This window comes from Brevibacterium ammoniilyticum, from assembly GCF_038429965.1.
In the GTDB taxonomy this organism is placed as follows: Bacteria; Actinomycetota; Actinomycetes; order Actinomycetales; family Brevibacteriaceae; genus Brevibacterium; species Brevibacterium ammoniilyticum.
Map to the genome: position 1 here is coordinate 1 of NZ_BAABNP010000013.1, position 26240 is coordinate 26240.

Consider the following 26240-nt stretch of genomic DNA (forward strand, 5'->3'; position numbering starts at 1 on the left):
GCAACCTCACGCATTACATCGCGAGGTGTCTGCTCGAGTCCGGTGGCTTCAGACCGGTTCTACACTCTCAATTACGATGAGCCAGGAATCCGCTTCGCGAGGAACCGGGTTCACCACCAGTGGGCCGACGCTCTCCAGCTCAACACAGGCGGGTTTCAGTTCCCAATTGTGTTCCCCATGGTGACCCATGAGTGGTCTTGGGTGTCTGCCGATGTGATCCCACTCAGTAAGAAAGATGACCAGAATCGGGGCATTGACGAGTACCGATCGGAATTGCAGGGGCGGCTCGCCCGACGCTCTCTTGCAGTGCTCGAGCAGGTCTATCGGAAGATGGCTTCGGAGTACCTGAAGTAGAGCGACAATCCAGCCTTGGGGCGACCACGCCTCTTCGGTGAATGCAAGCAGGCCTGTGTGACATTCCAGTAAGTCTCCACAGCGAACGCAGTCTATGAACGAGAGCGCCCCACCAGAGTTTTTCCTGGTGAGGCGCTTATTCCTATGGTGGGCCCCGTGGGGATCGAACCCACGACCCGCGGATTAAAAGTCCGCTGCTCTACCAACTGAGCTAGAGGCCCGGTCCCAACAGATCGGCATGGGCGTGCGCCCGGAAGCTGCTGTTGGAGACTCCCCAATACTAGGGCCAGACCAGGCGTTCGCTCAAACCCGAAAGGGTGCCCCTCGCAGTCCGAGAGGGTGCCCCACGCAGTTCGCGGGACACCCTCTCGATCCGGCAACGGCGTCAGCGGCGACCGCGGTCACCACCGCGCACTCACCGCCGCCTGCGAAACCTCAGCGACCGATCTCCTTCGACGGCTTCGTCGAATCCGAGACCGACGAGTCCGAATCGTACTTCGTCGCATCGTGCTCGACGCCCTCGTCGACGACCTCGCCGTCGACGGAGTCCTTGTCCTTCTTCCGCGCCAGCGCGGCAACGTGCTGCAGTGTTCCCAGCAGCTTGTTGTCGCTCTTCGGTGCCACATACTGCGGGTCGGTCTCGAGCGGGAAGACCGTCGGCGCTGCACCGAACGCGGTCTTAGACTCGTTGGCGACCTTGCGCGACATCTGCGCATTGACGACACCGCCGATGACCGCGCCGATGCCGAACGGCAGCAGACGACCGAACAGCGATCCGCCGGCCTTCGCAGCGAACTTCCGGATGAACGTCTTCCGCAGCTTCCGCAGCAGCAGGTCGACGACCGGCGCCGGCAGCTGCTTCGTCAGGGTCGCACCCCAATCGCCGAGGAGCGCCTCCGGCCCCACGGACTTCTTCCCGAACCGCTGGACGAGGTTCTTCCCGTCCTGTCCGAGCATGAGCCCGAGCACCAGCGCATTCGCCCGCGCCGGATCGTTGACCGGCAGACCGTGGATCTCCGAGATCGCCTGCGCGAACAGCGCCGTGAGCTCGAGGAACCCGGCCGTCTCAGCCGTCGCCACACCGAGCGCAGCCATCGTCCCGATGCCGGGCACCGCAGCCGTCGCACCCACAGCGGCACCACCGGTCGTCGCAAGTGCTAGATAGCGCTTGCGGATGATCGCGACGAGCTCCTCAGGGGTGGCATCCGGATTCCGCCTGCGCAGCGAACGCACATAGGCCAGCACGACGGGCCGCTGCACCGACAGCAGCTTGGACAGCGCCGACTGCGCACGCGGGTTCAAGGACCCATCGTCGTTGATCGCAAGCTTCGTCGCCTTGCCGAGACCCTTCTGCACCATTGTCTGCTTCGCCACGGGAGCTCCTCCTCGTTCACTGTCTTCACGGGCCGATTCTTCAGCCCGGATCCGAGATCATTTTAGTAGGGCACGCTGTGATTTTCGTACAAGCAGCCGAGCATTTGCTGACCGAACATCGAGACCGGGTCGAGGCCAGAGCGGGATCAGGTCTGGTCTCGCCCGCACCCCGAGGGTTGTGTCCGTTACATCTAAACTATATGATTCTGGCAAAAGCTATACATTCCGGCTCCTGGGTGTCCCGCCCATCAGCTTGTCACAACGTCGTGACGCCCCACACCGCGGTGGGGCGGTCTGAGGGGAATCCATGAAGAAGCGTCTGACCGCCATGATCGGAGCCGGCCTGTCCGCGCTCACGCTCACCGGCTGTGCGATGTTCCAACCCGTCGACGTCGACCGCGCCGCCACCGAGGCGGTCGACCCCAACGCCATCACTCTGCGCTTCGGCAACGTCTACGAAGCCAGCCACCCCGTGAACTCGTGCGGCCTCGAACCGATGAAGGAAGAGCTCGCAGCCAAGGGCTTCAACGTCCTCATCTACCCCGCCGCGCAGATCGGCAGCGAAGCCGAGATGGTCGAACAGGTCGCCACCGGTGCCCTCGACTTCGTCAACAGCGGCCCCTCCTTCCTCGGCGCCTGGTATCCCGAAGCCGCCGTCCTCGACGGCGCCTACCTCGCCGCCGATGCCGCCGAACTCCAAGCCGCGACGACCGGTGACATCATGACCGGGGTCTTCGACCGCATGGCCGCCGAGACCGACCTCCGCGTCGTCAGCAACTTCTACTACGGTGCCCGCCAGGTCACCGCCAACAAACCCGTGCGCACCCCCGCCGACCTCAACGGACTGAAGATCCGCACACCCGACGCACCCCTCTACCTCACGACGCTCGACATCATGGGCGCCACCGCCACCCCGATGGCCCTGAGCGAGGTCTACCTCGGCCTCCAGCAGAACACGATCGACGCCCAGGAGAACCCGATCCCGACGATCGCCTCGGCGAAGTTCTACGAGGTCCAGGACTACATCAGCATCACCGAGCACATCGTCCAGGGCGTCTACCTCGTCGGCAATCAGCGCCTGCTCGACAGCATGGACCCTGCCAAGCGCGACATCCTCACCCAGGCCATCGACGACGCCCGCGTCCGCGTCGAGGAGTGCACCGTCAAACAGGAGAAGGAGATCCTCGCCGACTGGAAGAAGACCGGCGAGATCACCGTCGTCGACGACGTCGACATCGACGCCTTCCGCGACCTCGTCGCGAAGGAACTGCCCAACCGGGTGACCTGGGGTGACACCTACCTCGCCGTGAAGAAATCCCTCGAAGACGCCCGCGCCGAGGCGGGGGAGGAGAACCGATGAACCCCACCGACCCAGCCCCCGCCGACCCGAACCGCTCGAACCCCGACCCCACCTCCGTCGCCAGCATCGCCGACGCCGAGGCGACCCTGGCCTTCGAGCAGGACTCGTTCGAGAGGCGCAGCACCCTCTACCGCTGGGCGATCGGCCTCGAACGCACGATCGGCATCCTGCTCATGGTCGGCGTCTTCGTCCTCGTCCTCCTCCAGGTCGTCACCCGCTACGTCTTCGACTCGCCCCTGTCGTGGACCGAGGAGGTCGCCCGCCTCACCCTCGTGTGGCTGACCTTCATCGCCGCGGCCTTCGTCAGCTCCCGCCGCTCGCACATCACCGTCGACCTCATCGCCACCGTCGTCCCGCCCCGGGTGGGCCGGGTGATCGGGACCTTCGCCCGCCTCGTCGTCCTCGCCGTCTCCGCGTTCATGGCCGTCGCCGGGATCATGATGGTCGACATCGTGGCAGCGATCGCGATGCCCGCCTCCGGGCTGCCCACCGCCCTGCTCTACCTCGCAGCGACCGTCGGCTTCATCCTCATCTTCATCCACACGATCATCGAGATGATCATGATCGCGAGATACCCCGAGGAGAACCCCGACACCGTCGACACCGCAGCCCAGCTGGAAGGACTGTGACATGACCCTCCTCCTCATGCTCCTAGCGCTCCTCATCCTCCTGGCCCTGCGCGTGCCCGTCGGCATCGCCCTCCTCGTGCCCTCGATCATCTACATCGCCTTCGATCCCTCATCGAGCCCGGCGCTCGCCGTCCAGCAGGCCACCTCCGGGGTCTTCGACTTCGCGATCCTCGCGGTGCCGATGTTCATCCTGCTCGGCAACCTCGCCAACATCTCCGGTGCCACCGACCGCCTCTACGACGCCGCGGTCGCCGCCATCGGCCACGTGCGCGGATCGCTCGGCTACGTCAACATCCTCACGAGCTTCGGCTTCTCCTGGGTCTCGGGTGCGGCGATCTCCGATGCCGCGGCCATGGGACGCATCCAGGTGCCCGCGATGATCCGCCGCGGCTACCCCGTCGGCTTCTCCCTCGGCGTCACCGGTGCCTCCTCGCTCATCGCCCCGATGATGCCGCCGTCGATCCCGGCGATCATCTACGCCGTGACCGCAGGCGTGTCCGTCGGCGCCCTCTTCGTCGCCGGCATCGTCCCCGCCGTCCTCCTCGTCGTCACGCTCAGCGTCATGTGCTGGTTCCTCACCCGGAAACGCGAGGACCTGCGCCTGCCCAAGGCCGGCCTCGGCGAACGCGTCCGGTCGGGGCTTCGCGCTCTGCCCCCGGTCGGCGCCGCCGTCGTCATCCTCGGCGGCATCCTCTCCGGAGTCTTCACCCCCACCGAGGCGAGTGCCGTGGGTGTGGCCTACATCGGCATCCTCGCGATCGTCTACGGCAACTTCACGTGGCCGAAGGTCCGGCACGCCCTCGTCACCGCGGTCGAGACGACCGGCGGCGTCCTCATCATCGTCGCCGGCGCCGCCCTCTTCGGCTGGGTCCTCGCCCGTGAGCAGGCACCGCAGCTCGCCGCCGATGTGCTCCTGTCCATCACCGACCGCCCCATCGTCTTCCTCATCCTCGTCAACGTCCTCCTCCTCATCATCGGCTGCGTCCTCGAACCCACCTCGGCGATCCTCATCCTCGTCCCCGTCCTCCTCCCCGTCGCCGAGGTGTTCGGACTCAGCCCCGTCCACTTCGGCATCATGATCATCTTCAACCTCCTCATCGGCCTGCTCACCCCACCCGTGGGCCTCGTCCTCTTCGTCCTCTCCTCGGTGACGAAGTACCCGGTGACGACGGTGATCAAGGGCACCCTGCCGTTCTTCGTCCCGATGCTCGCCACCCTCGTCCTCATCTCCGTCGTCCCGTTCCTCAGCCTGTGGCTGCCCTCGCTCCTGGGCTACCCCGTGTGAGGGTTCCCCTGAGCGATGCCCAACCCGTGGCCGTCCGACTCTTCGACCCGTCCGTCTCCCCGCCGCACAGAAAGACCGCGATCCCGTGCCTCTCATCACCGACATCAGCGCCACCGACGTCCGATTCCCCACCTCGCTCGAGCTCGACGGCTCCGATGCCGTCAATGTCGACCCCGACTACTCGGCCGCCTACGTCACCATCCGTGCCGGTGAGGGCGATGCCGCCGAGGTGGGTCATGGGCTCGTGTTCACCGCCGGACGCGGCAACGAACTCATCGTCGCCGCGGTCGAGTCGTACGCGGCCCTGCTCATCGGCCGCGAACTCGACGATCTCCTCTCCGACCTCGGAGCCGCCTCGGCGCTGCTCGTCCACGATTCGCAGCTGCGCTGGCTCGGACCCGAGAAGGGGGTGACGCAGATGGCCGCGGGCGCCCTCGTCAGTGCCCTGTGGGACATGGCGGCCCGGCGTGCGGGCAAACCGCTGTGGAGATACCTCGCCGAACTGCCCGCCGAGGACCTCGTCGCCGCGATCGACTTCACCCACATCCGCAACGCCCTGACCGAAGAGGAGGCGCTTGAGATCCTCCGCGCGGGAGAAGCGGGTCTCGCCGAGCGCATCGCCGCCCTCGAGGCCACCGGCTTCCCCGCGTACACGACCTCGCCCGGCTGGCTCGGCTACGACGACGAGAAGCTCGTGCGGCTGGCGAAGGAGGCCGTCGCCGAGGGGTTCACGCAGATCAAGCTCAAGGTCGGCGGCAGCCTCGAGGACGATCGGCGCAGGCTTGCGCTCGCCCGCGAGGCCGTGGGCCCCGATGTCCGCATCGCCATCGACGCGAACCAGAAGTGGGAGACCGGCGAGGCGATCGACTGGGTCAACGCGCTCGCCGAATTCGACCCCTACTGGATCGAGGAGCCCACGAGCACCGACGAGATCCTCGGGCATGCGGAGATCCGCCGCGGCGTCGCCCCCGTCAAGGTCGCCACCGGTGAGGCCGTGCACAACCGGATCATGTTCAAACAGCTCCTCCAAGCCGAGGCGATCGACATCCTCCAGCTCGACTCGACCCGCGTCGCCGGCGTCAACGAGAACCTCGCGATCCTCCTGCTTGCGAGGAAGTTCGGCATCCCCGTGTGCCCGCACGCCGGGGGAGTCGGACTGTGCGAACTCGTCCAGCACTACTCGTTCTTCGACTTCGCCCGCCTCTCCGGCACCGAGGACGGCCGCGTCATCGAGTTCGTCGACCACCTCCACGAGCACTTCGTCGCTCCGGTCTCCGTCGTCGACGGCCGCTACCAGGCACCGACCGCACCGGGCACGAGCGCGGAGATGGTCGCGGAATCCGTTGCCGAATGGACGTACCCGACCGGCCCCGGCTGGGTCCGCACCGGCGACCGGGCCGCCGTCGGCTCCTCCACCGTTGATTCGGCTGACAAGGACGGACACGCATGAGCATTCGCGACCTCCTCCCCGCCGAGGCGACCGGAACCTTCCTCGGCCGCCTCCGCGTCCCCGGACGCCGGGCTCCTGTTCCCGTCCTCGTCACCGGGAACGCCGTCCACGACGTCTCCGACATCGACCCCACGGTCTCAGGGATCCTCGAAACCCCGGACCTGCCTCGGCGCCTGGACGAGGTGAGGACCCGGCCTGCGGACTGGGCGGTCGACGATGTCTCCACCCCCGCCGCGGCGGCGCCTGGATCTGCGGACGCACCCGTCCTCCTCGCCCCGATCGACCTCCAGGTCATCAAGGCGTGCGGAGTGACCTTCGCCGGTTCGATGGTCGAACGCCTCATCGAGGAGCGCTGCGACGGCGACCCGGCCAGAGCGCAGTCCGTTCGTGCGGAACTCGCCGAGGCGGTCACCGCCGACCTCACCGCGATCGTGCCCGGATCCGCCGAGGCGGCTCGCCTCAAAGAGGCCCTCATCGCCAAGGGGTGGTGGTCGCAGTACCTCGAAGTCGGCATCGGGCCCGACCCCGAGGTCTTCACGAAAGGCCCAGTCCTCTCGGCCGTGGGATCCGGGGACGCCGTCGGCATTCCCGCGTTCTCGCAGTGGAGCAATCCCGAACCCGAACTCGTCCTCGTCGTCGACTCCACGGGGACGATCCACGGGGTGACGATGGGCAACGACGTCAATCTCCGCGACATCGAGGGACGCAGCGCGCTGCTGCTCGGCATGGCGAAGGACAACAACCGGTCGACGGCGATCGGGCCGCTCATCAGGCTCTTCGACGAGACATTCGGGCTCGAGGACGCGAGGAGCCTCGAGCTCAGACTCACCGTCACCGGTGACGACGGCTGCAAGCTCACCGGCGTCAACTCGGTCGGATCGCTCAGCCGAGGCTTCGAGGACCTCGTCTCCGCGGCCCACGGTCGCCACCATCAGTACCCGGACGGCTTCGTCCTCTTCACCGGCACCCTCTTCGCCCCGACCGAGGACCGGGATGCGGCCGGACTCGGATTCACCCACCACCTCGGCGATGTCGTGATGATCGCCAACGACCATCTGGGAGCACTGAGGAACACGGTGGGCCGAAGTGAGGACCTGCCGGCCTGGGACTACGGAATCCGTACCCTCTTCGCCGATATCGGAGCAGGACAGCGGTAGTCTCGTGGGCACAGTGGAGACCATCGAGGGCGGCCTGGCGCGAGCCGTCGCGAAACGCGCGAAGGGAGACGGAATGCCGAGCGAGACCGACCCGACCGTCTACGCGAGGATCAAAGCGATGATCCTCGACGGCACGGTGCCGCCGGGGGAGCGGATCACCATCGACCGGATGGCCCGTGAGCTCGGGGTGTCGCAGACACCGGTGCGGGAGGCGATGCAGCGGCTCGAGGGGGACAAACTCGTGCGCACCCGGCAGCCGCGCGGATACGCGACGACCCCGCTGCTGACGAAGCGCGATCTCGAGATGATGATCGAGGTCAGGCTCCTGCTCGAACCGTGGGCAGCACGCATGGCCGCCGTCGATCGGGCATCGAATCCCGGCCGGGCGCTGCTGGCCGAGATCGACGCATTCTCGGGGCGACCCGGTGGCGGCGGCGCAGATGCGGCGGGGACTGCAGAGACTGCGGGGACTGCGGGGGCTGCGGGGGCTGCTGGGACTGCTGGGACTGCGGGGTACCGTGCGGAACAGGCTGGGTCGTCCGACTGGAAGCACGAGCTCTTCCAACACGACACCCGCTTCCATCTGCTCATCCTCGAGGCGACCGGCAACAGCTTCCTCATCGACGCGTACCGGCAGATGCACCCGCACCTCCATCTCTTCCGCCTCTACCCGGGCGACCCCCACGGCACCGACACCTCCCACGAGCACGCCGAGATCGCTGCGGCGATCGCCGCGTGCGATCCCGATGCCGCCGAGGCGGCGATGCGCGAACACATCCTCCGCGCACTCAGCCGGTTCTCCGCGAGCACGAGCGACGGTGTCGGCAGCGGTGCCGCGGGTGAGGGGAGCAACGGCGCGGGAGGAGGCAAGGGGGCTTCGGCCGGCGACGCTGACGGCTCGTCGGAGGTGAGGCGCGACCTTGCCGACACGTATGCGTCGGTTCTCGGCAGCATGCCCGGGATCCCCGACGCCGGGAGCATAACGCTCGCGTCCGAGGGCAGGAACGGGCACGCCGAGGATGTCGTTCAGGGTGGTGCAGATGGGCAAGGCAGCGCGGCTGCGCGGGATGCCGAAGGCGTTCGGGGTGGTGCAGGCGCCGAGGACGGCAGGGGCACGACTGAGACGACCGACACGCGGGAGCAGGCAGGATGAGCGAGTTCTCCGTCGACTCCCTCCGTGAGTTCGCCCTCGCCGCCCTCGCCGCGAGCGGAGTGCCTGAGGACGATGCCGCTCTCACGGCCTACTCGCTCGTCCAAGCCGACCAGCGCGGCATCGCCTCCCACGGTCTCCTCCGTCTGCCGCTCTATGTCCGCGCCCTCGAAACCGGTGGCATCGCCTCGGTGCCGGAGATCGCCCTGGTCCGTGACGGCGGGGCCACGGCGGTGCTCGACGGCGGCAGCGGCCTCGGGCAGGTCGTCATGCAGGTCGCCGTCGACTGGGCGCTCGAGCGAACCCGAGAACACGGGGTGAGCGCGATCGCGGTGGAGAACTCGAGCCACTACGGCGCCGGAGCGTTCTGGACCGACCAGCTCGCCGCCGCCGGACTCTTCGCGTTCCTCACCTCGACGACCGGACCCACCGTCGCCGTCCACGGCGGCAGTGAGAAGGTCATCGGCACCAACCCGCTGACCCTGACCGCGCCGAGCACCGAGGGCACGCCTCTCACGGTCGACATGGCCACCTCGGCGGGGGCATTCGGCAAGGTCATCGCCGCCCGCAACGCGGGTCGTCCGATCCCGGCAGGGTGGGCCGTCGACCGCGAGGGACGCGAGACGACCGACGCCGAGGCGGCCGCGGCGGGCTCTCTGCTCGCGTTCGGCGGCCATAAGGGCTCGGGGCTCGCGGTGCTCCTCGAAGCGTTCGCCGGGGGCCTCACCTCGGCGACCTTTGCCCACGAGACGCAGGACATCTGGGATAACCCGGCCTCGGAGATGAACAACGGGCACATGCTCATCGCGATCGACTCCGCAGCGTTCAACGGCCGCAGCGCCGCCGAGGCGAAGGTGAGCGCGCTCGGCGGCGCGATCCGAGGCTCCGGTGAGAACGTGCGACTGCCGGGAGAGATCGAGCATGAGACGGAAGCCGGCAACGCCGTGACGCTCGACCTCGACGACTCCACCGCCGAGGCGCTGCTCGCGCTCGCCGCACGCCTCGACCTCGAGCCGCCTCGGTGAGGGTTCATGCGGTGAGGGCGGACGCGGCGAGTGCGGACGCGGCGACGGCGGATGCGTGTGCCCTACCGGTGTCCAGGCTCGGGGACTAGACTGCACGCACGATGAATGAGCGCCCGTTCCACCGCCCTGTGCCCCTCGCCGACCTCGACGCCGTGAGCGACCCGAGCGACCCTGTCACGCGTTCGGAGACCTCGCACGCGACGGCGGCGCTCCTCCTCGGCGACTGCCGTGGCAACCGCGACGAGGCCGCGACCAGGCGCTTCGTCGAACTCGCCGATGAGATCGGCCTCGAGGTCATCGCCGAGATGTGGTCGGCCGCTCCCGCGGTCTCAGCCCCCGGCGCACTCTGGCGTCTCTACGCGCTGCGCGAGTGGATCGTCACCGCCCCGCGTGAGGTCTCCGACCTCTTCGACCTCGGCCTGCGCCGGACCACCGACGGCATCGGGCTCGAGGAGATCCTCGCCGGCGTCGAGATCCCTGCCGGACCCGACGAGGTGGCCCGCGCGATCGACGAGATCCTCGTCGGCGCCTTCCGCGGAGACGTCGTCATCGCCCTCCTGCGCGCTGCCGCGTTCGTCGGCATCTGCGCGGCAGGAGCCGATGACCCGGAGACCCGCACGCGGCTGCGCCAGCTCTCGAAGGACCTCGGCGACGCGGCGATGTCCCGCCGCCACGGCGGGCTCGACTGACTCGACGGATACCGAACCGACCGCACTGACCGTTCCCCACCTCGGCGAGGGCATCGTCCGCGTCCAACCTCAGCGACGGACCTGACCGACGCGAAGGCAAGCTGCCGCATTGACCGGCCCCCACCTCGGCGAGGGCATCGCCCCTGGCAGGGACTCTTGCCCGGGCACGAGACCATACGTCGCGGACTGTGAGATTTTTCAAGCTTTCCCAGGTCGGCGCGGGGTGGACGCACGGGGAGGAAGCGGTATCGTGGAAGACGGCCCTCGTGGCCACCGGACGTTGGATCGCTGAAGCCCCGGGCTCCAACCTCAGCCGCTTCGAGCGGCCTATCGCCGAGAGGCGCTCTCGGTTCAGCGTCCGGTTCTCAACGTCGACAGAGAAATATCGGCACGCGTCCGGCGGTGTCCGGGTCCCGGCAGGAGGATACGCATGCGGCTCCGACGTGTACCGCAGGACACTGTCTTCTACGAGCGGATGGCCGATCTCGTCGGTCAGATGCGCCAATGCAACCTCGTCCTCGCCGAACTCTCCGGCGTCGATGTCGGCCAGCGCCGTGAAGTCGCCGACAAACTGCGCGAGATCGGCGACCGGGCCGATGAGGACATGGGCGCGGTCCTGCGGGCGCTGCGGGAGAACTACATCACCCCCTTCGACCGCTACGACCTCTACCTCCTCTGCCATCACATGCGCGAGATCTGCCACCGACTCCACGGCGTCGGCTACGTGCTCGCCTCGGAGGCCTTCGACACTCTGCCCTCGGGCGTCCTCGAGACCCTCGCGGTCCTGTCGAACCAGACCGACCACACCTCGCGGATGGTGACGAAGCTGCCGGGCAAGGTCGACCAGTGGGACTTCGTCGACTCGATCAACCGACTCACCCACCAGGTGGAGACCCTGCAGTGGCGGATGTCCGACGCCGTGCCCAATGCGAAGCGGGGGCTGACCTACATGGCGGCGGTCTCGCAGCTCGGGCAGGCCTTCGTCCGCGCCGCCCGCGGCTTCACCGAGCTCGGCAAGGCCGTGGCCTCGATCGCGATCAAGGAGTCATGATCCGTGGAGCTGCTCATGGCCGGAGTCATCGTGGCTGCGGTGATCTTCGCCGGGTCCAACGGCTTCCATGATGCGGCTCTGACGATCGGCAACGCGGTGGTCGGCCGCGCACTCAGCCCCAAGTGGGCGCTCGGGCTCGCCGTCGTCTTCAACTTCATCGGCGCGCTGCTCGGCGAAGGCATCGCCATCGTCGTCGCCAACCAGATCATCCGGTTCTCCGGGATGTCGACGGACATCATCCTCACCTGCATCCTCATCGCCTTCGTCTCGGCGACGATCTGGAGCCTGTTCACCTATTTCCTCGCCCTGCCGGTGTCCTCGACGCACTGTCTCATCGGAGGTCTGCTCGGGGCGGGGCTGATCCTCGGCTTCACCTTCGACAGCCTCGAGTTCTTCGACTCCGTGATCCTGCCTCTGCTCATCTCACCGGTGCTCGGCTTCTTCCTCGCGTGGGGGCTGACACTGCTGCTGTCGAAGATCTTCGCCTCGACCCCGTCGAAGCCGCTCTTCCGCGGTGCCCGGATGGTCGACTCGGTGCTCACCGCTTCGCTCTCCCTCGTCCACGGAATCCAGGACGCACAGAAGACCGCGGCCCTCGTGATGGTCGCGATCCTCGCCGTCGACACCATGCCCCACAGCGAGCTCGCCGTCGTCGAGATCTCCTGGCCCGTGCGCATCACCATCGCGCTGGCCCTTGCGCTCGGCACGGGGCTGAGCGGCTGGCGGGTCGTGCGCACGCTCTCGGTGCGGATGGCCAGACTCGACCCGGTGAAGTCGGCGGCGGCCGATGCGACCGCCTCGGTGCTCATGTACGCCGCGGCACTGATCATGCGCGTGCCCGTGTCGCTGACCTTCGTGCTGGGCTCGGCGATCCTCGGCACCCAGTACGCCGGGCGGCAGGGGCACCCGCGGGCACGCTACTTCATCCCGATGTTCGCCGGCTGGCTGCTGACGATCCCGGCGGCAGCGCTGCTCGCCGTGACGATCGGCGTCATAGTCATCGCCGCTGGACGGTGAGCGCGGGGCAGTGGGCGCCTGCGGCGCGTAGCCAGGCGCGCGTTGACTCGCTGCTCACGCCCGCCTCAATCCACCGAGACCGCCACTTAGCGCCGAGACGGCCTCTTAGAGGCTGCGGTCTCGACGCTAAGTGGCGGTCTCGATGAGGTGATGACCCCTGGGCAGGCGCCCGCCGAGGTGGAACCCGGCGTTCTAGGGGGAACCGGGAGCCGCCTCGGCGGGATTGGGGATGCCGGGGAAGGGGTCAGTCGGCCTTGGCCCTGCGGCCGAGGAGCACTCCGGTGCCGATCATGGCGATGGACAGGGCGAAGTGCAGCCAATTGTCGGCGGAGTTGAGCGGGACGAAGTTGCCCATCGAGTCCATCGGAACGATGAGGCCGTAGATCCACAGCACTGCGTAGACGATGCCGCCGACGACGAGGTAGCCCTTCGCGAGGCCGCGCGATCGGAGCGCGGCGAGGCCGACGACGCCGAAGAGCAGGTGGACGATGTTGTGGAGCACCGAGACCTGGAAGATGCCGAGGAGAGCGGCTTCCGAATGGTGCCCGGCGAACATGAGGGTGTCGGTGTTCTGTGTGATGCCGGGGACGAATCCGAGGATCCCGACGAGCAGGAACACCGCACCGAAGATGGCTGCGACGATCTGCACGGCGCTGCGTGTCGAGTGAGCGGCGGCAGAGGCCGAGGCGTGCGACGTGGTCATGACGATCCCTTTCGGCTTCGACGCTGAAACTTCTGATGTCGTGTGTTCGGAGCCGACCGTCGTGCGGATGGGATGGACATCTGATGAAGTGACCGCGGCTGGGCCGGGTGGGGTCCGGCGGCGGTGGGCCGAGCAGGGCCAAGTGCAGGACCCCCAAGGCCCTGGTTGCCGCACTCAGGGTCCGCCATAGGCACCTGAGGCCTGACTACCGGCTGGTAGGTGGAGGATCCGCCTCGATCTGGCGGCGGATATCGCGACGGATCCTCCACACAAGCGGGATGGGCGCACCCAGCGGACGCGAAACGCCGGACCGGGCACGAAGCCCGGTCCGGCGCTCTGCTTGCTCAGGCGAGGACGGAAGGTCCCTCACCCCAAGCGGCGTTCGATCACCCGAAGCGGCCGGAGATGTAGTTCTCGGTCTCTTCCTTGTCCGGGTTGGAGAAGATCGTCGAGGTGTCGTTGAACTCGATGAGCTTGCCGGGCTTGCCGGTGCCGGCGATGTTGAAGAACGCGGTCTTGTCGGACACGCGCGCGGCCTGCTGCATGTTGTGGGTGACGATGACGACTGTGTACTTGTCCTTGAGGTCGTTGATGAGGTCCTCGATCGCGAGCGTCGAGATCGGGTCGAGCGCCGAGCACGGCTCGTCCATGAGGAGCACCTCGGGCTCGACGGCGATAGCGCGGGCGATGCACAGACGCTGCTGCTGTCCGCCCGACAGTCCCGAACCGGGCAGGTTGAGACGGTCCTTGACCTCGTTCCACAGGTTCGCGCCCTTGAGCGCGCGCTCGGTGAGGTCGTCGGCCTCGGACTTCGACAGGCGCCTGTTGTTGAGGCGCACACCGGCGAGCACGTTCTCCTTGATGCTCATCGTCGGGAACGGGTTGGCGCGCTGGAAGACCATGCCCACCTCGCGGCGGACGTTGACCGGGTCGACGCCGGCGCCGTAGATGTTGTTGCCGTCCATGAGGACCTCGCCGCGCACGCTCGCGCCCGGGATGACCTCGTGCATGCGGTTGAGGGTGCGCAGCACCGTCGACTTGCCGCAGCCGGAGGGGCCGATGAACGCGGTCACCGACCGCGGCTTGATGTGCATGGAGACATCGTCGACGGCCTGGAAGTCGCCGTAGTAGATGTCGAGGTCTTTGATGTCGATCTGCTTTGACATGGTGTGTCCTTGTCTTGTCGAGGCGTCAGAGGTGCGGAAGCGTGGAGGAGGAGGGGATCCCCGCCGAGGCGGTCGCCCGGGTCATCGTCCGGCCTTCGGTGCGAGCACCTTAGCGATGACGCGGGCGAGCAGGTTGAGCAGCATGACGAGGAGGACGAGCACGAGGGCCGCAGCCCACGCACGCTCGGAGCTCGCCAGGGCCGCCTCGCCGGGGGAGACCGGCCGCAGCTGCGAATCGTAGATGTAGGTCGGCAGCGTCGACATCCAGCCGGAGAACAGGTTCCAGTTGAGCGACTTCGCGAAGCCCGCGGTGACCATGATCGGGGCGGTCTCGCCGATGACACGGGCGATCGCGATCGTCACACCCGAGAGGATGCCGGAGATCGAGGTGGGCAGGACGATCTTGACGATCGTCTTCCACTTCGGCACACCGAGCGCGTACGAGGCCTCGCGCAGGTCCATCGGGACCAGGCGGAGGATCTCCTCCGTGTTGCGCACGACGATCGGGATCATGAGCACCGACAGGGCCACCGAGGCGGTGAAGCCCGTCTTCGCCGCCCCCGCGGCATCCGGCATGACGATGCCGAGGATCGTGGAGAAGAGCGCGAAGGCGAAGAGACCCGCGACGATCGAGGGGATGCCCGTCATGACGTCGACGAGGAACGTGATCGCCCGACCGAGCTTGTTCTTGCCCGCGTACTCGACGAGGTAGATCGCGGTGAGCACGCCGATCGGGATCGAGATGACGCAGGCGGCGAGCGTGATGAGCACGGTGCCGACGATCGCGTGGTAGAAACCGCCGGCCAGGGAGGCCTCACCGGCGACGTACTGCTGGTCGAGCACACCCTTCATGCCGAGCATCGTGCGGGTGAGCAGATCGATGTTGATCGCCGACCCGCCCTTCGACACGGTCAGCCACAGCAGGGAGATCAGCGGCACACAGGCGAGGACGAAGGTCGAGGTGACGATCGTCGTGGCGACCCGGTCGACGGCCTTGCGCCGGCCCTCGTAGGCGCCGGAGATGACGAGCACCGCGACGAGGTTGATGAGGCCGGCGAGGATCGCGGCGATCGCGACGGAGAACCCGCCGGTGGCCGCGAATGTGATGCCGACGGCGATGAGGATCGAGGCGACGGCGATGATCCACGGGGTGGCCTTGGGCAGCTGCTTCGAGGTCAGCGCGCGGGTCTTGGTCGTCGAATTGTCTGAAGTGGTCAACATCATCAACTGCCCTTCACGGATGTCTTGGCAACAATTGCGCGCGCCGCCATGTTCACCAGCAGGGTGATGACGAAGAGGACGAGGCCGATCGAGATGAGCTCGGAGAGCCTCAGTCCTGCGGCCTCTGGGAAGTTCTGCGCGATCTCAGAGGCGATGGTCTGGTTGCCGCTGACGATGAGCGAGGCGGTGAGCAGACCCGGGGAGAGGATCATGGCCACGGCCATCGTCTCACCGAGTGCGCGGCCGAGGCCGAGCATGGTCGCCGAGGCGATGCCGGACTTGCCGAACGGGAGCACGGCCATGCGGATCATCTCCCAGCGGGTCGCGCCGAGCGCGAGCGCGGCCTCCTCCTGCAGGCGCGGGGTCTGCAGGAAGATCTCGCGGGTGAGCGAGGTGATGATCGGCAGGATCATGATCGAGAGGACGAGCGAGGCGGTGAGCAGCGTGCGACCGGTGTTCGAGACGCTGCCGTCGGCGTCGGGGGCGAAGAGGGGGATCCACCCGAACCACTGGGCCAGCCATGCGTAGAAGCCGGTGAGGTTGCCGGCCAGCGTGAGACCCCAGAGACCGTAGACGACGGACGGGATCGCGGCGAGGAGGTCGATGACGTAGCCGAGCGCGGGGGCGAGCTTCCGCGGCGCCATGTGCGTGGTGAACAGTGCGATGCCCAGCGCGAAGGGCGTGGCGACGACGAGCGCGATCGCCGAGGACACGAGCGTGCCGATGACGAGCGGCCAGACGTAGGCGAAGAAACCGTTGCCGCCGGTGATCGAGCTCGGATCGGAGATCTGGGCCTCGATGGTTTCGCTCGACTGGGCGAGGAGGAAGAGGGCGACGCCGGCCAGCGTGAGCAGGATCAGGATGCCCGCGAGCAGAGTCGCGGTGGAGAAGATCCGGTCTCCGGGCCGCACAACGGCCTTCGCCGTCGGGCTCGGACGGTCCTCAGCGCGCGGCTGAGGCGTGCCGGCGGGGCCGGTCTCAGTGGTTTGTGTGCTGGTCGGCACAGCTGCTCCTCAGGTGACGAGTGTGGATCAGAGGGCGATCCTGGGCACCGAAGAGCGGCGTAGCGCGAGCTACGCCGCTCTTCGACTGTACGGAGTTCCAGGTCAAAGCGTCAGTTTCAGCCTGAGACCTTGATGGAGTCGAGGACGGTGTTGATCTGCGAGCGCAGGTCGTTCGACAGCGGGGCGGAACCGGCCGATTCGGCAGCCGAGGCCTGTCCCTCTTCCGACACGACGTACTTCTCCCAGGCCTTGACCATGTCGACGGTGTTCTGGTCGGCGTACGACGAGCACACGATGTGGTACGAGACGAGGACGATCGGGTAGGCACCGGACTCGGTGGTGTCGCGGGCGAGGTCGAAGGCGAGGTCGCCTTCGCCGCGGCCTTCGACCTTCTTCGAGGCGTCGAGGACCTTGGTCGCAGCCTCGGGGGAGAGCTCGACGAACTCGTTGCCGACCTTGACCTTGGCGGACTTGAGCGAACCGACGGCCGAGGCGTCGGCGTAGCCGATCGCACCGTTGGTGTCGGTCACGGTCTGGACGACGCCGTCGGTGCCCTGCGCGGCCTCGCCGCCGTAGCTCTTCGGGAAGTTGCCGTCCGGCTCCTGGTCCCAGACCTTGTCGGCGGTGGCCTTGAGGTACTCGGTGAAGTTCTCCGTCGTGCCCGAGTCGTCGGCGCGGTGGACGGCGGTGATCTTGAGATCGGGAAGCGTGGCGTCGGGGTTGTCGGCCTTGATCGCCGCATCGTTCCAGTTCGTGATCTCGCCCTTGAAGATCTTCGCGATCGTGTCGGGGGAGAGGTTGAGCGAGTCGACGCCCTCGACGTTGAACGCCACGGCGATCGGGGAGATGTAGACCGGGAACTCGAAGGCTCCGTCGGGTCCGCAGACCTCCTTGGCCTTCTCTGCCTCGGTGTCGTCGAGGTGGGCGTCCGAACCGGCGAACTGTGCGTTGCCGGCGAGGAACTGCTCGCGTCCGGCACCCGATCCGTCAGGCGAGTAGTTGACGGTCACGCCGGAGTTCGCCGAGGTGAAGTCCGCGGTCCATGCATCCATGGCGGCCTTCTGCGAGGAGGCGCCGATGCCGGTGATGGTGCCCTGGAGGTTGCTTTCGCCGCCGCTGGCGGACTCTCCCGTGGCGGAGGTTCCACCGCAGGCCGACAGGGTGAGCGCGCCGACTGCGAGGAATGCGACGGTGGGGGCAAGATGCTTCAGCTTCACGAAGATGCCTTTCTGGATTGAGCACACGTTTTCGAGCGATCTCGATCGTTCGCCTTCAACGCTAAAGAGGGTGTGTAAAGGCTGGGGATTTGCTCAGTGAACGGAAGGTGAATGGACGCTGAAGGATTGGGGGAGTCCTGAGTGCTCGATCACAGGGAACGGTCGAATCGTGAAACACTCGACGCGATCAGGCGTGCGCCCTCGCGTGAGGTGTGCTCCCGCCGAAGCGGAAACGCTGCCCCCGCCCTCGCGGCCTCCGTGCCCGGATTCCCTCGCCGAGGCGGTCGCCCCTAGGGCGTGTCTCTTAAGGTCGTGGAGGTTGGAGGTCTGACGGTGGGTGGGCTTGGATGCCTCGAGCCCGGGGCACTCGACGCGCCAAAGTCCGCGGCCGCCGGCCTGGATCGCTCACAGGTCACCGGAGCGGACGAGTGCGTAGGGCTGGGAGCGGCCAATGGACATGATGGTCTGCACGCCCTCCAGCGTCATGAAGAGGGGCGTGGCGGTCACCGGCTCTCTGGAGGGCCTGATTACTCGGGGACCTCGCTGAGTTGGGCCTCAATCCGATCCAACCGCTCGGTGATGTTGCGTAGGTGCTCCACGATGAGTTGGTTCGAACCATCGATCGCCGTCGCCGTTTCGCGTCGTGCGCTGGTGACGGTGCGTACCACCCAGACGGTAAGAACAACGAAGATCGCGAGTGGTAGTGCGGCGGCGAGGATGATAACAAATACGGTAGCGGTAAGTGTCATGAAGATTCCCTTTCCTGTTCTTGATTAATCAGGTGCACAATGTGGTCTGGAGTTATTTCAAGCCGAAACGGAGCGACCCAGTAGTGCTTCCTCACTCGGCTCTCTCCGAGCTGTTCCAGGCCACTCTCGATGAGTCGAGCAGCTTCCAAGCGGTTGAGGTGCTGGTAGAGCAGTGGCCGAGACATCCCGAGTCGGCGGGCCAGCTCACTGACATGGGTCGACTCCGTCTCTAGAGAGGCGATAATTCGCAACCGAGGCTCACTTCCGAGAGCACTGAGCATCTGAGCAAGCCGTGCTGCGTCCATCACCCCTCCGGATCGTAATCGAACGATGTCAGGTGTAAGTATATGCTTACAGTCAGCGGTGCGCAAGTTCTGCCGGGTCTGGCGGAGACGCTGGCTGCTCACCCGGGGTGGCCGGTCGGACTGCGGGCCGGCCTGCACCGCCGGCGAGTACGGGAGGGGTCGACCTCATGGGGTCGCCTCCTCCTTGCGCGCGACGAGCTGCGCAGTCTCCTCGCCGCAGCGCTGGATGGACGCCTCGAGCTCGGGGTGCTCGGCGCGCAACTGCCCACGGCCGCCGACTTGGATCGAGCGCAGCTCCCCGGAACGGACGAGTGCGTAGGTCTGGGAGCGATATCCCGAAACCTCGTCAAACGAGGTGGTTGAGCCATTGGATGATCGCGCGGAGGACGGCTCCGGCTCGGTAGGTCAGGCCGAGTTTGTCGTAGCGGGTGGCCAGGCCGCGCCATTGCTTCACGTCGCTGTAGCCGCGCTCGATGACGTTGCGGCCGCGGTAGGCCTCCATGTCGAGACCCACGGGGCGTCCGCCGCGTGAACCGCGGTTGCGACGGTGTTGCTGCTGGTCGCTGGGTTCGGGGATCACGGCCTTGATCCCGCGACGGCGCAGAGTCTGGCGGGTGGCGCGGGAGGAGTAGGCCTTGTCGCCGCGCAACATGTCCGGTCTGGTGCGCGGTCTACCTGGTCCCTTGTGGGCGACGGAGAGGGCGTCGAGCAGTGGGGCGAGCATCGGTGAGTCCCCTCCCTGACCGGGTCCGCAGAGGATTACCAGCGGTAGGCCGTGTCCATCGACGAGCTGATGAATCTTCGTCGAGAGCCCGCCGCGGGAACGGCCCAGCGCGTGATCAGCTGGCTCGACGCGGAGATTCTTGTGATTCCACTGCGCCCCTGTGGTGCGCTCGAGGGTGGTGCCGTGCTGGTGAGCGCGGCAGATCGTGGAGTCGACCGCGACCGACCAGTCCAGGTCACCGTCCGCGTCGGCACGGACCAGGAGCGCGTCGAGGACCTGGTCCCAGGTGCCATCAACTGCCCAGGCGCGGTGGCGCTTCCAGACTGTCTGCCAGGGCCCGAAGTCGGCGGGGAGATCGCGCCAGGCGATCCCGCACCGGTAGCGGTAGATGATCCCCTCGACCACCTGTCGATGATCCCGTCTCGGCCTCCCTGACCAGGGGCGCTGAGCGGGGAGCAAGGGCTGGATCGTCTCCCATTGGGTATCGGACAACACGCTTCGCCGGCTCATTGACCTACCGTCACCCCCGCGTCCTCACGAACTTAGGAGACACGCCCTAGGCGTCGATCGGTCGGAACCGCTCGATCTCGACGATGCGCGCGACCGTGCCCGGTCGGACGTAGGCGACGAGGATCTCCCCGGGTTTGAGGTAGGGGTCCTCGGTCGGCAGGACCTGCGCGACCCGCTTGGGGGCATGCTCGGCGAAGACCCGCAGGATCGTCGGCAGGACCGGTCGATGCGTGCAGAACGCGGTCGGCTTGCCCTTCTCGAGCAACTTCTCGATGTAGCGCGCGGTCTTGTCCGGGTTCGCCGCGGTGGCCTTCTCGCTCAGCGTCGAGACCTTCTTGATCGACTTGCCCGTGGCCGCGGAGTACGGCGCGAGCGTGGCGACACACCGCTTCCACGGACTCGAGACGAGCTTCCTGACCTCCCACGCGGCGAGCAGTCCGGTCAGGGCCATCGCCTGCCGGGTGCCGAGCGCGAGCAGAGGCCGGACATGCTCGGTCTCGTACCATTTCGCACGCGGGAACGCCTTGCCGTGGCGGACGAGGATGAGCGGCCACGCGCGCAGCGCATCCGTCTCATCGAACTTCTCGAGCGCGTCGAGCTGCTCCCGGTCGGCGTAGGCGGTGAGCTTCGTGCGCGCCTCGGCGATGGGCAGCCACATCGCCTCATCGACCTCACGCGGATTGTGCGGAGCGAACGTCGCCTCGCCCTTGACCTCGGCGGACCAGTAGAAGACCTTCTTGAGGTTCTTGCCCCCGACCATGTACTCCGCGGTGGGCAGGGGCACGCCGAGGCGGACGTCGAAGCCCGTCTCCTCCCTGACCTCCCGGATCGCCGCCTCCGGCAGCGTCTCCCCGGGTTCGACCTTGCCCTTGGGCCACGACCAGTCGTTGTAGCGCGGGCGGTGGATGAGGGCGACTTCGATGCCCTCGGCGCCGTTGCGCCAGCACACGGCGCCGGCGGCGAGGATGTCGGCGGTGACCCGCGAGGACGCCTGCGCGGATGCGACCGTCGAGGGACTCACGCGTCCTCCCCGATCTGCCGTCGCTTCCGATGCCTGCGGATGAGCTCGGACTGGTAGTCGGTGAGCTCCTCCCCGTCGGGTCCGTGCGTCATCCGCGTCCACGTCCCGTCCCCGGAGAGTTCGAACGCCGAGGTGGTCGGGGCGAAGGCGAGATCGAAGAGTTCGATGATCTCCGCCCGATGGTTCGCGGCGACGAGTTCGACGAGCGTCTCCACCCGCCGGTCGAGGTTGCGGTGCATCATGTCCGCCGAGCCGATGTAGACGATCGGGTCGCCGTCGTTGCCGAAGACGAAGGCCCGGGAGTGCTCGAGGAACCGGCCGAGCACGGAGCGGACGGTGATGTTCTCGCTCAGCCCGGGGATGCCCGGACGCAGGGCGCAGATGCCGCGGACGAAGACCTCGACCTTCACCCCGGCCCGGGAGGCGCGGTAGAGGGCGTCGATGATGCCCTCGTCGACGATCGAGTTGACCTTGATCCGCACGCAGCCCTCACCGCCCGCCTCGGCGATCGCGATCTCCGCGTCGATGAGTTCGATGAGCCCTGCCCGCACCCGGGTGGGGGCGACCAGGAGGCGGGAGTACTCGGCGCGCGGGGCGTAGCCGGAGAGCTGGTTGAACAGCTTCGTCAGGTCGTCGGCGACGGCCTTGTCCTTCGTCAGCAGGCCGAAGTCCTCGTAGAGGCGCGCGGTCTTCGGGTGGTAGTTGCCGGTGCCGACATGGCAGTAGCGGGCGAGCCCCTCGGCCTCCTGCCGGACGACGAGGGAGAGCTTCGCATGGGTCTTGAGCCCGACGATGCCGTAGACGACGTGGACGCCGGCGCGTTCGAGCTTGCGGGCCCACGTGATGTTGGCCTCCTCGTCGAAGCGGGCCTTGATCTCGACGACCGCGAGGACCTGGATGCCCGACTGCGCGGCGTCGACGAGGGCGTCGATGATCGGGGAGTCGCCGGAGGTGCGGTAGAGCGTCTGCTTGATCGCGAGCACGTTCTTGTCCGCCGCGGCCTGCTCGAGGAAGGCCTGGACGCTCGTGGAGAACGAATCGTAGGGGTGGTGGAGGAGGATGTCGCGGCTCGAGACCGCGGCGAACACGTCGACCTGGTCGCTCGACTCCCTAAGCGAGAGGTCCTTGTTCATCTGCGGGACCATCTTCGGGAAGTGGAGGTCGTCGCGGGGGACGTCGGCGATGTCGGACATGCCGGAGAGGTCGAGCGGGGTCGGCAGCTGATAGATCTCGGATTCGTCGATGCCGAGTTCGTCCTTGAGCATCTCCCGGACCCGGGGGTGGATGTCCTCGGTGATCTCGACGCGCACGGCCGGGCCGAAGCGCCGCCGCAGCAGCTCCTTCTCCAGAGCCTTGAGGAGGTTCTCCGCGTCGTCCTCCTCGACCTCGAGGTCCTCGTTGCGGGTGACCCGGAACGTCGAGTGGTGGATGATCTCCATGCCGTCGAAGAGGGCGTCGAGGTGGGCGGCGATGATGTCCTCGAGAGCGACGAACCGGGCGGGGACGTCGCGTCCGGCGGGCCGGTCGGTCGCCTCGGCGACATTGAAGAACCGGGGCAGGCGCGGGGGCACCTTGACCCGGGCGAAGAGCTCCTTGCCGGAGTCGGGGTAGCGCAGGAGGACGCCGAGGTTGAGGGAGAGCCCGGAGATGTAGGGGAACGGGTGGGCCGGGTCGACGGCGAGCGGGGTGAGGACGGGGAAGACGTGGCCGGCGAAGAACTCGTCGACGCGGGCCCGTTCGGTGTCGGTGAGCTCGTCCCTCGAGACCTTCGAGATCGACTCGGCGTCGAGCTGGGGTCCGATGACGTTCTTGAGCAGCTCCGCGTGCCGGGTCATGAGCTCATGCGCCCGGATGCTGATCGCGTGCATGACCTGCAGCGGCATCCGTCCGGTCACCGTGGGCACGGCGAGGCCCGTGTTGATGCGGCGTTTGAGGCCGGCGACGCGGACCATGAAGAACTCGTCGAGGTTGGAGGCGAAGATCGAGAGGAAGCGCACTCGCTCGAGCAACGGCACCTCCGGGTCGGAGGCGAGGTCAAGGACGCGTTCGTTGAAGGCGAGCCAGCTGAGTTCGCGGTCGAGGAATCGGTCGGCGGGATCGGGCAGGTCGAGCTCGCGCCCGGCTGCGATGACGTCGTACATCGATTACTCCTGAGTGCTCTGAGTCGAGGAAGCCGGCGCATAGGAGACATGCGCGACCGCGACGTGGAACCCCAGTCGCTCGTACAAGCCTAGCGCCGGTGCATTGTCGGATTCGACGTAGAGTTCGATCGCCTGCGCCCCGGCCGCGACCATCCGCCGCATCCCCTCGAGTGTGAGCGCCCGGCCCACCCCCTTCGCATGGATCGCGGGGTCGACTCCGACGACATAGACCTCGCCGAGGCGGCCGTCGGGTCCGTCGGTGAGCTTCGTCTCGTGGAAGCCGATGATCTCGCCGTCGCGGACGGCGAGGATGACCGAATCGGGGTCGAAGTCCGCGGCGCCGACGATGGCCGCGATGTCATCAAGCGTCTGCGCACCCTGTTCCGGGTGCCAGTCGAAGGCCGCGTTGTTCACCCGCAGCCAGCCGGCCTCGTCGCCGGGGGCGAACGAGCGCAGCCTCACGCCGTCGGGGACGCTGACCTCGGGGAGGTCAGAGAGTGCGAGGCCGTCGTCGGTGCGCATCTGGAAGAGCACACGGTCGCGGCTGAGCTCATGCTTGTCCGCGAGATGCCGGGCAACGGGGGAGTCGCCGTGGGCCCAGCACCATGCCTCGGGCTGTTCGGCGAGGATCGTGCTCAGCAGCGTCTCGCCGAGGCCGTGGCCGCGGTGGTCGGGGGCGATGAGGAATTCGGCGGCGTGGCGCTCACCCTGGAGTGCCCGGATCCCGAAGCCGATGAGCTCGGTGGTTGGTGGGCTGTCGGCGGGCGTCGTGCCGTCGGCAGGATTCTGGCCGCCGGCGTAGACGCGCCACACGCTCGAGGCCGTCTGGGCGTCGTGGCTGCGATCCTCACCGCGGGCGATGGCGAGGAGCCCGCCGGAGATCTCCGGCGCCCCGTCGGACTCGGCCACGCGCTCGAGGAAGTGAAGCTCCGCCTCGGTGACGGTGTCGATCGGGGTGCCCGTGACGGCACCGGATGCGGCGATTCTCATGCGCTCATCTCCTCATCGGCGGGGTGGCTGGTCGCGGCAGCGGCAGGAGTCCTGCCGGAGCCGGGGTCGCGTGGCTCGGTGGGGTCGACGGACCCTGTGGTGTCGCCGGGGTCGCCCTCCTCGTCGTCGTCACCGGCTCCGGCGTCGGGGCTGAACCGGTAGCCGACGTTGCGGACGGTGTGGATCGCGTTCTCGAGGTCCTTGCCGAGCTTCGCCCGCAGCCGCCTGACGTGGACGTCGACGGTGCGGGTGCCGCCGTAGTAGTCGTCGCCCCATACGCCCAGGAGGATCTCATCGCGGGTGAAGACCCGCTCGGGATGCATCGCGAAGAACTTCAGCAGTGAGAACTCGCGGTAGGTGAGGTCGAGCGACCGGCCCCCGAGATCGGCGGTGAATGACGTCTCGTCGATGCGCAGGGCACCGGTGACGACGACCATCGGCTCGCCGTTCTCGTTCCACCCGCCCACCGGTCCCGCACTGCCGGCCCCGGCACGCTCGCCGAGGCGGGTCGGTCCCTGACCGGCGGCGGGAGTGCCTGCAGAGCGGAAGCGGTCACGGGCGAGGCGCAGCCGGGCCTCCACCTCGGCGGGGCCGGCCGTGGTGAGGATGATGTCGGTGACGTCCCACTTCGCCGAGGCGGTCGCCAGGCCGCCCTCGGTGAGGACGACGACGATGGGCAGGCTGAGGCCGGCGGAGTCGAGGACGGCGCCGATCCGCGGGGCCAGGGAGAGGTCGAGGCAGGCGTCGACGACGGCGACGTCGGCGGTGGCCGTGGAGCCGGGGACCTCCTCAGCGCTGATGCGTTCGACCTGGTGGCCGAGGTATTCCAGGGCCTGCGGGGCGAGCGGGGCGGAGAGCGCGGGGGCGGGGCAGACGTGCAGGATCCTCATGCTCTGCGTGCCCCCTCATCGACGTGTGTGCGGCCTGAGCCAAAGTATATCGAGGCCGCGGGACGGACTCGGGCGGCGTTTCACGAATCGTCGCCGGTGGGGGCGATAGGGCACGATAGATGAGTGATCAGATGGATTCGAGTAGCAGTCGCGCTTGCCCTCGCCGTCGCCCTGAGCGGGTCGGTGTACTGGGGCTACACGCTCTTCGTGATCGCGACCGGACTCATCGTCCTGGGCGTCTCCTACGGCTGGCCGCGCCTCACCGACTCCCCGCAGCCGCGGGCGACCTCGATCATGCTCGCGCTCTTCGGCCTCGCGGGACTCTTCGCCGCATGGCAGGACGACACCGCACCCTACCTCGACTGGCTTCCGGTCCTCGCGGGCCTCGGGCTGCTGTGGACCTTCGTGCAGAACCTCACCCGCGGCATGGGCGCTTCGGATGCGGTCGCCAACGTCTCCGCGCAGGTCGCCGGCGTCGTCATCGTGCTCTCCGCGAGCACCTGGGTCGCGGCGGCCACCGTGCCCGGGGACAAGGAGGCGATCGTCGTCGGCCTCGTCGCGATCATCGCCGCGCAGTGCATGACGGCGCTGCCGTGGCCGGCGATCTACACGTCCCCGCTCGCGGTCGCGATGTCGACGGCGGTCGCGGGCATCATGTCCGTGATCATCCTCGACAGCAGCTTCACGTGGCCGATCGCACTCATCCTCGGCGCGGTCATGGGTCTGCTCGTCGCCGGGGTCGACCGGATGCTCGGACTCATCGCCTACGCCCAGTACCAGGCGGCGAACCTCGAGCTGTCGCAGAACATCGAACTCAAGCGCAACGTCGAGAAGGCCCGCAGCTTCGCGGTCCAGCTCGCCCTCGGCGCGGCCCCCATCGCCCTGGGCGGCGTCGTCGTCTACGCCCTCGAGCGCATCGCCCTCTGAGCCGCCGCCCGTTCTCAGCAACCCTCCGGGCGCTCGGCAACCGTCTGGGCAAACCACTCGTCTCTCAGCCACCTCCCGGGCGCTCGGCAACCTGGCGCACGGTTGCCCAGCGCCCGGAAGGTTGCCGGCAA

At 67.6% G+C, this 26240-nt stretch carries 25 protein-coding genes and 1 tRNA gene; 12 read left to right on the plus strand and 14 right to left on the minus strand.

Annotated elements, in window-relative coordinates; genetic code table 11:
* Positions 1-354, plus strand: a 354-nt coding sequence (locus tag AAHA49_RS14190) for a hypothetical protein (protein WP_342038745.1), incomplete at its 5' end; no start/stop codon positions are given.
* A gap of 145 nt (positions 355-499) precedes the next feature.
* Here the strand turns inward: AAHA49_RS14190 and AAHA49_RS14195 are convergent.
* Together AAHA49_RS14195 and AAHA49_RS14200 are read right to left on the minus strand one after the other, a co-directional pair.
* Positions 500-575, minus strand: a tRNA-Lys gene (locus tag AAHA49_RS14195).
* A 214-nt stretch (positions 576-789) separates the two neighbouring features.
* On the minus strand, positions 790-1728 hold the full coding sequence (locus tag AAHA49_RS14200; protein ID WP_342038746.1) for a hypothetical protein: 939 nt from the start codon (positions 1726-1728) through the stop codon (positions 790-792).
* Positions 1729-2035: 307 nt separating this feature from the next.
* On the opposite strand from AAHA49_RS14200, the gene AAHA49_RS14205 reads away from it, so the two are divergent.
* The 10 genes from AAHA49_RS14205 to AAHA49_RS14250 all read left to right on the plus strand — a co-directional run bounded on the left by AAHA49_RS14205 (position 2036) and on the right by AAHA49_RS14250 (position 12541).
* Positions 2036-3088 (plus strand): DctP family TRAP transporter solute-binding subunit, encoded by a 1053-nt coding sequence (locus AAHA49_RS14205; protein ID WP_009380400.1) that lies wholly within the window; start codon positions 2036-2038, stop codon positions 3086-3088.
* Entirely contained in the window at positions 3085-3717 is a 633-nt protein-coding gene (locus tag AAHA49_RS14210; RefSeq protein ID WP_009380401.1) for a TRAP transporter small permease, read from the plus strand. The genes AAHA49_RS14205 and AAHA49_RS14210 overlap by 4 nt, the downstream gene beginning before the upstream one ends.
* A gap of 1 nt (position 3718) precedes the next feature.
* Positions 3719-5002, plus strand: a complete 1284-nt coding sequence (locus AAHA49_RS14215; RefSeq protein WP_342038747.1) for a TRAP transporter large permease — start codon at positions 3719-3721, stop codon at positions 5000-5002.
* A gap of 85 nt (positions 5003-5087) precedes the next feature.
* Entirely contained in the window at positions 5088-6452 is a 1365-nt protein-coding gene (locus AAHA49_RS14220) for an enolase C-terminal domain-like protein (protein ID WP_131247924.1), read from the plus strand.
* Complete coding sequence (locus AAHA49_RS14225; protein ID WP_009380407.1) at positions 6449-7609, plus strand: fumarylacetoacetate hydrolase family protein; 1161 nt, start codon at positions 6449-6451, stop codon at positions 7607-7609. The genes AAHA49_RS14220 and AAHA49_RS14225 overlap by 4 nt, the downstream gene beginning before the upstream one ends.
* 13 nt (positions 7610-7622) lie before the next feature.
* Complete coding sequence (locus AAHA49_RS14230; RefSeq protein ID WP_009380410.1) at positions 7623-8762, plus strand: GntR family transcriptional regulator; 1140 nt, start codon at positions 7623-7625, stop codon at positions 8760-8762.
* Complete coding sequence (locus AAHA49_RS14235; protein WP_009380412.1) at positions 8759-9784, plus strand: Ldh family oxidoreductase; 1026 nt, start codon at positions 8759-8761, stop codon at positions 9782-9784. Before AAHA49_RS14230 ends, AAHA49_RS14235 begins: the two co-directional genes overlap by 4 nt.
* 101 nt (positions 9785-9885) lie before the next feature.
* The gene (locus AAHA49_RS14240) at positions 9886-10473 is read left to right on the plus strand and encodes a hypothetical protein (RefSeq protein WP_040342348.1); all 588 of its coding nucleotides are present in this window, start codon (positions 9886-9888) and stop codon (positions 10471-10473) included.
* 430 nt (positions 10474-10903) lie between these two features.
* Positions 10904-11524, plus strand: a complete 621-nt coding sequence (locus AAHA49_RS14245; RefSeq protein ID WP_009380415.1) for a DUF47 family protein — start codon at positions 10904-10906, stop codon at positions 11522-11524.
* A gap of 3 nt (positions 11525-11527) precedes the next feature.
* Positions 11528-12541 carry an inorganic phosphate transporter gene (locus AAHA49_RS14250; protein WP_009380418.1) on the plus strand — a complete coding sequence of 338 codons (1014 nt, stop codon included), beginning with the start codon at positions 11528-11530 and terminating at the stop codon, positions 12539-12541.
* A gap of 244 nt (positions 12542-12785) precedes the next feature.
* On the opposite strand, the gene AAHA49_RS14255 is transcribed toward AAHA49_RS14250, so the two are convergent.
* The 12 genes from AAHA49_RS14255 to AAHA49_RS14315 all read right to left on the minus strand — a co-directional run bounded on the left by AAHA49_RS14255 (position 12786) and on the right by AAHA49_RS14315 (position 25182).
* Positions 12786-13244 (minus strand): DUF4383 domain-containing protein, encoded by a 459-nt coding sequence (locus AAHA49_RS14255; protein WP_342038748.1) that lies wholly within the window; start codon positions 13242-13244, stop codon positions 12786-12788.
* A gap of 386 nt (positions 13245-13630) precedes the next feature.
* A complete protein-coding gene (pstB, locus tag AAHA49_RS14260; protein ID WP_009380421.1) occupies positions 13631-14410 on the minus strand; it encodes a phosphate ABC transporter ATP-binding protein PstB in 780 nt (259 codons plus the stop codon).
* Positions 14411-14491: 81 nt separating this feature from the next.
* Positions 14492-15631 (minus strand): phosphate ABC transporter permease PstA, encoded by a 1140-nt coding sequence (pstA, locus tag AAHA49_RS14265; protein ID WP_040342349.1) that lies wholly within the window; start codon positions 15629-15631, stop codon positions 14492-14494.
* A gap of 2 nt (positions 15632-15633) precedes the next feature.
* Positions 15634-16542, minus strand: coding sequence for a phosphate ABC transporter permease subunit PstC (gene pstC, locus AAHA49_RS14270; RefSeq protein ID WP_051995621.1), 909 nt, complete (start codon positions 16540-16542; stop codon positions 15634-15636).
* Between the two features lie 209 nt (positions 16543-16751).
* Positions 16752-17852, minus strand: coding sequence for a phosphate ABC transporter substrate-binding protein PstS (gene pstS, locus AAHA49_RS14275; protein WP_040342373.1), 1101 nt, complete (start codon positions 17850-17852; stop codon positions 16752-16754).
* Between the two features lie 527 nt (positions 17853-18379).
* The gene (locus tag AAHA49_RS14280) at positions 18380-18601 is read right to left on the minus strand and encodes a hypothetical protein (protein ID WP_025403776.1); all 222 of its coding nucleotides are present in this window, start codon (positions 18599-18601) and stop codon (positions 18380-18382) included.
* Complete coding sequence (locus AAHA49_RS14285; protein WP_025403777.1) at positions 18598-18906, minus strand: ArsR/SmtB family transcription factor; 309 nt, start codon at positions 18904-18906, stop codon at positions 18598-18600. Before AAHA49_RS14285 ends, AAHA49_RS14280 begins: the two co-directional genes overlap by 4 nt.
* Before the next feature lie 346 nt (positions 18907-19252).
* Positions 19253-20140: an IS5 family transposase gene (locus tag AAHA49_RS14295; RefSeq protein ID WP_342038749.1), complete on the minus strand. Its 888-nt coding sequence runs from the start codon at positions 20138-20140 to the stop codon at positions 19253-19255.
* Between the two features lie 46 nt (positions 20141-20186).
* Positions 20187-21161, minus strand: a complete 975-nt coding sequence (locus AAHA49_RS14300) for an NUDIX hydrolase (RefSeq protein WP_342038750.1) — start codon at positions 21159-21161, stop codon at positions 20187-20189.
* Complete coding sequence (locus AAHA49_RS14305; RefSeq protein ID WP_342038751.1) at positions 21158-23302, minus strand: RNA degradosome polyphosphate kinase; 2145 nt, start codon at positions 23300-23302, stop codon at positions 21158-21160. Before AAHA49_RS14305 ends, AAHA49_RS14300 begins: the two co-directional genes overlap by 4 nt.
* A gap of 3 nt (positions 23303-23305) precedes the next feature.
* Positions 23306-24292 (minus strand): mycothiol synthase, encoded by a 987-nt coding sequence (mshD, locus tag AAHA49_RS14310; protein WP_342038752.1) that lies wholly within the window; start codon positions 24290-24292, stop codon positions 23306-23308.
* On the minus strand, positions 24289-25182 hold the full coding sequence (locus AAHA49_RS14315; RefSeq protein ID WP_342038753.1) for a winged helix-turn-helix domain-containing protein: 894 nt from the start codon (positions 25180-25182) through the stop codon (positions 24289-24291). Before AAHA49_RS14315 ends, mshD begins: the two co-directional genes overlap by 4 nt.
* Before the next feature lie 123 nt (positions 25183-25305).
* Between AAHA49_RS14315 and AAHA49_RS14320 the strand changes: the two genes are divergently transcribed.
* Positions 25306-26109, plus strand: a complete 804-nt coding sequence (locus AAHA49_RS14320) for an ammonia permease (protein ID WP_100227527.1) — start codon at positions 25306-25308, stop codon at positions 26107-26109.
* Positions 26110-26240 lie beyond the last annotated feature (131 nt).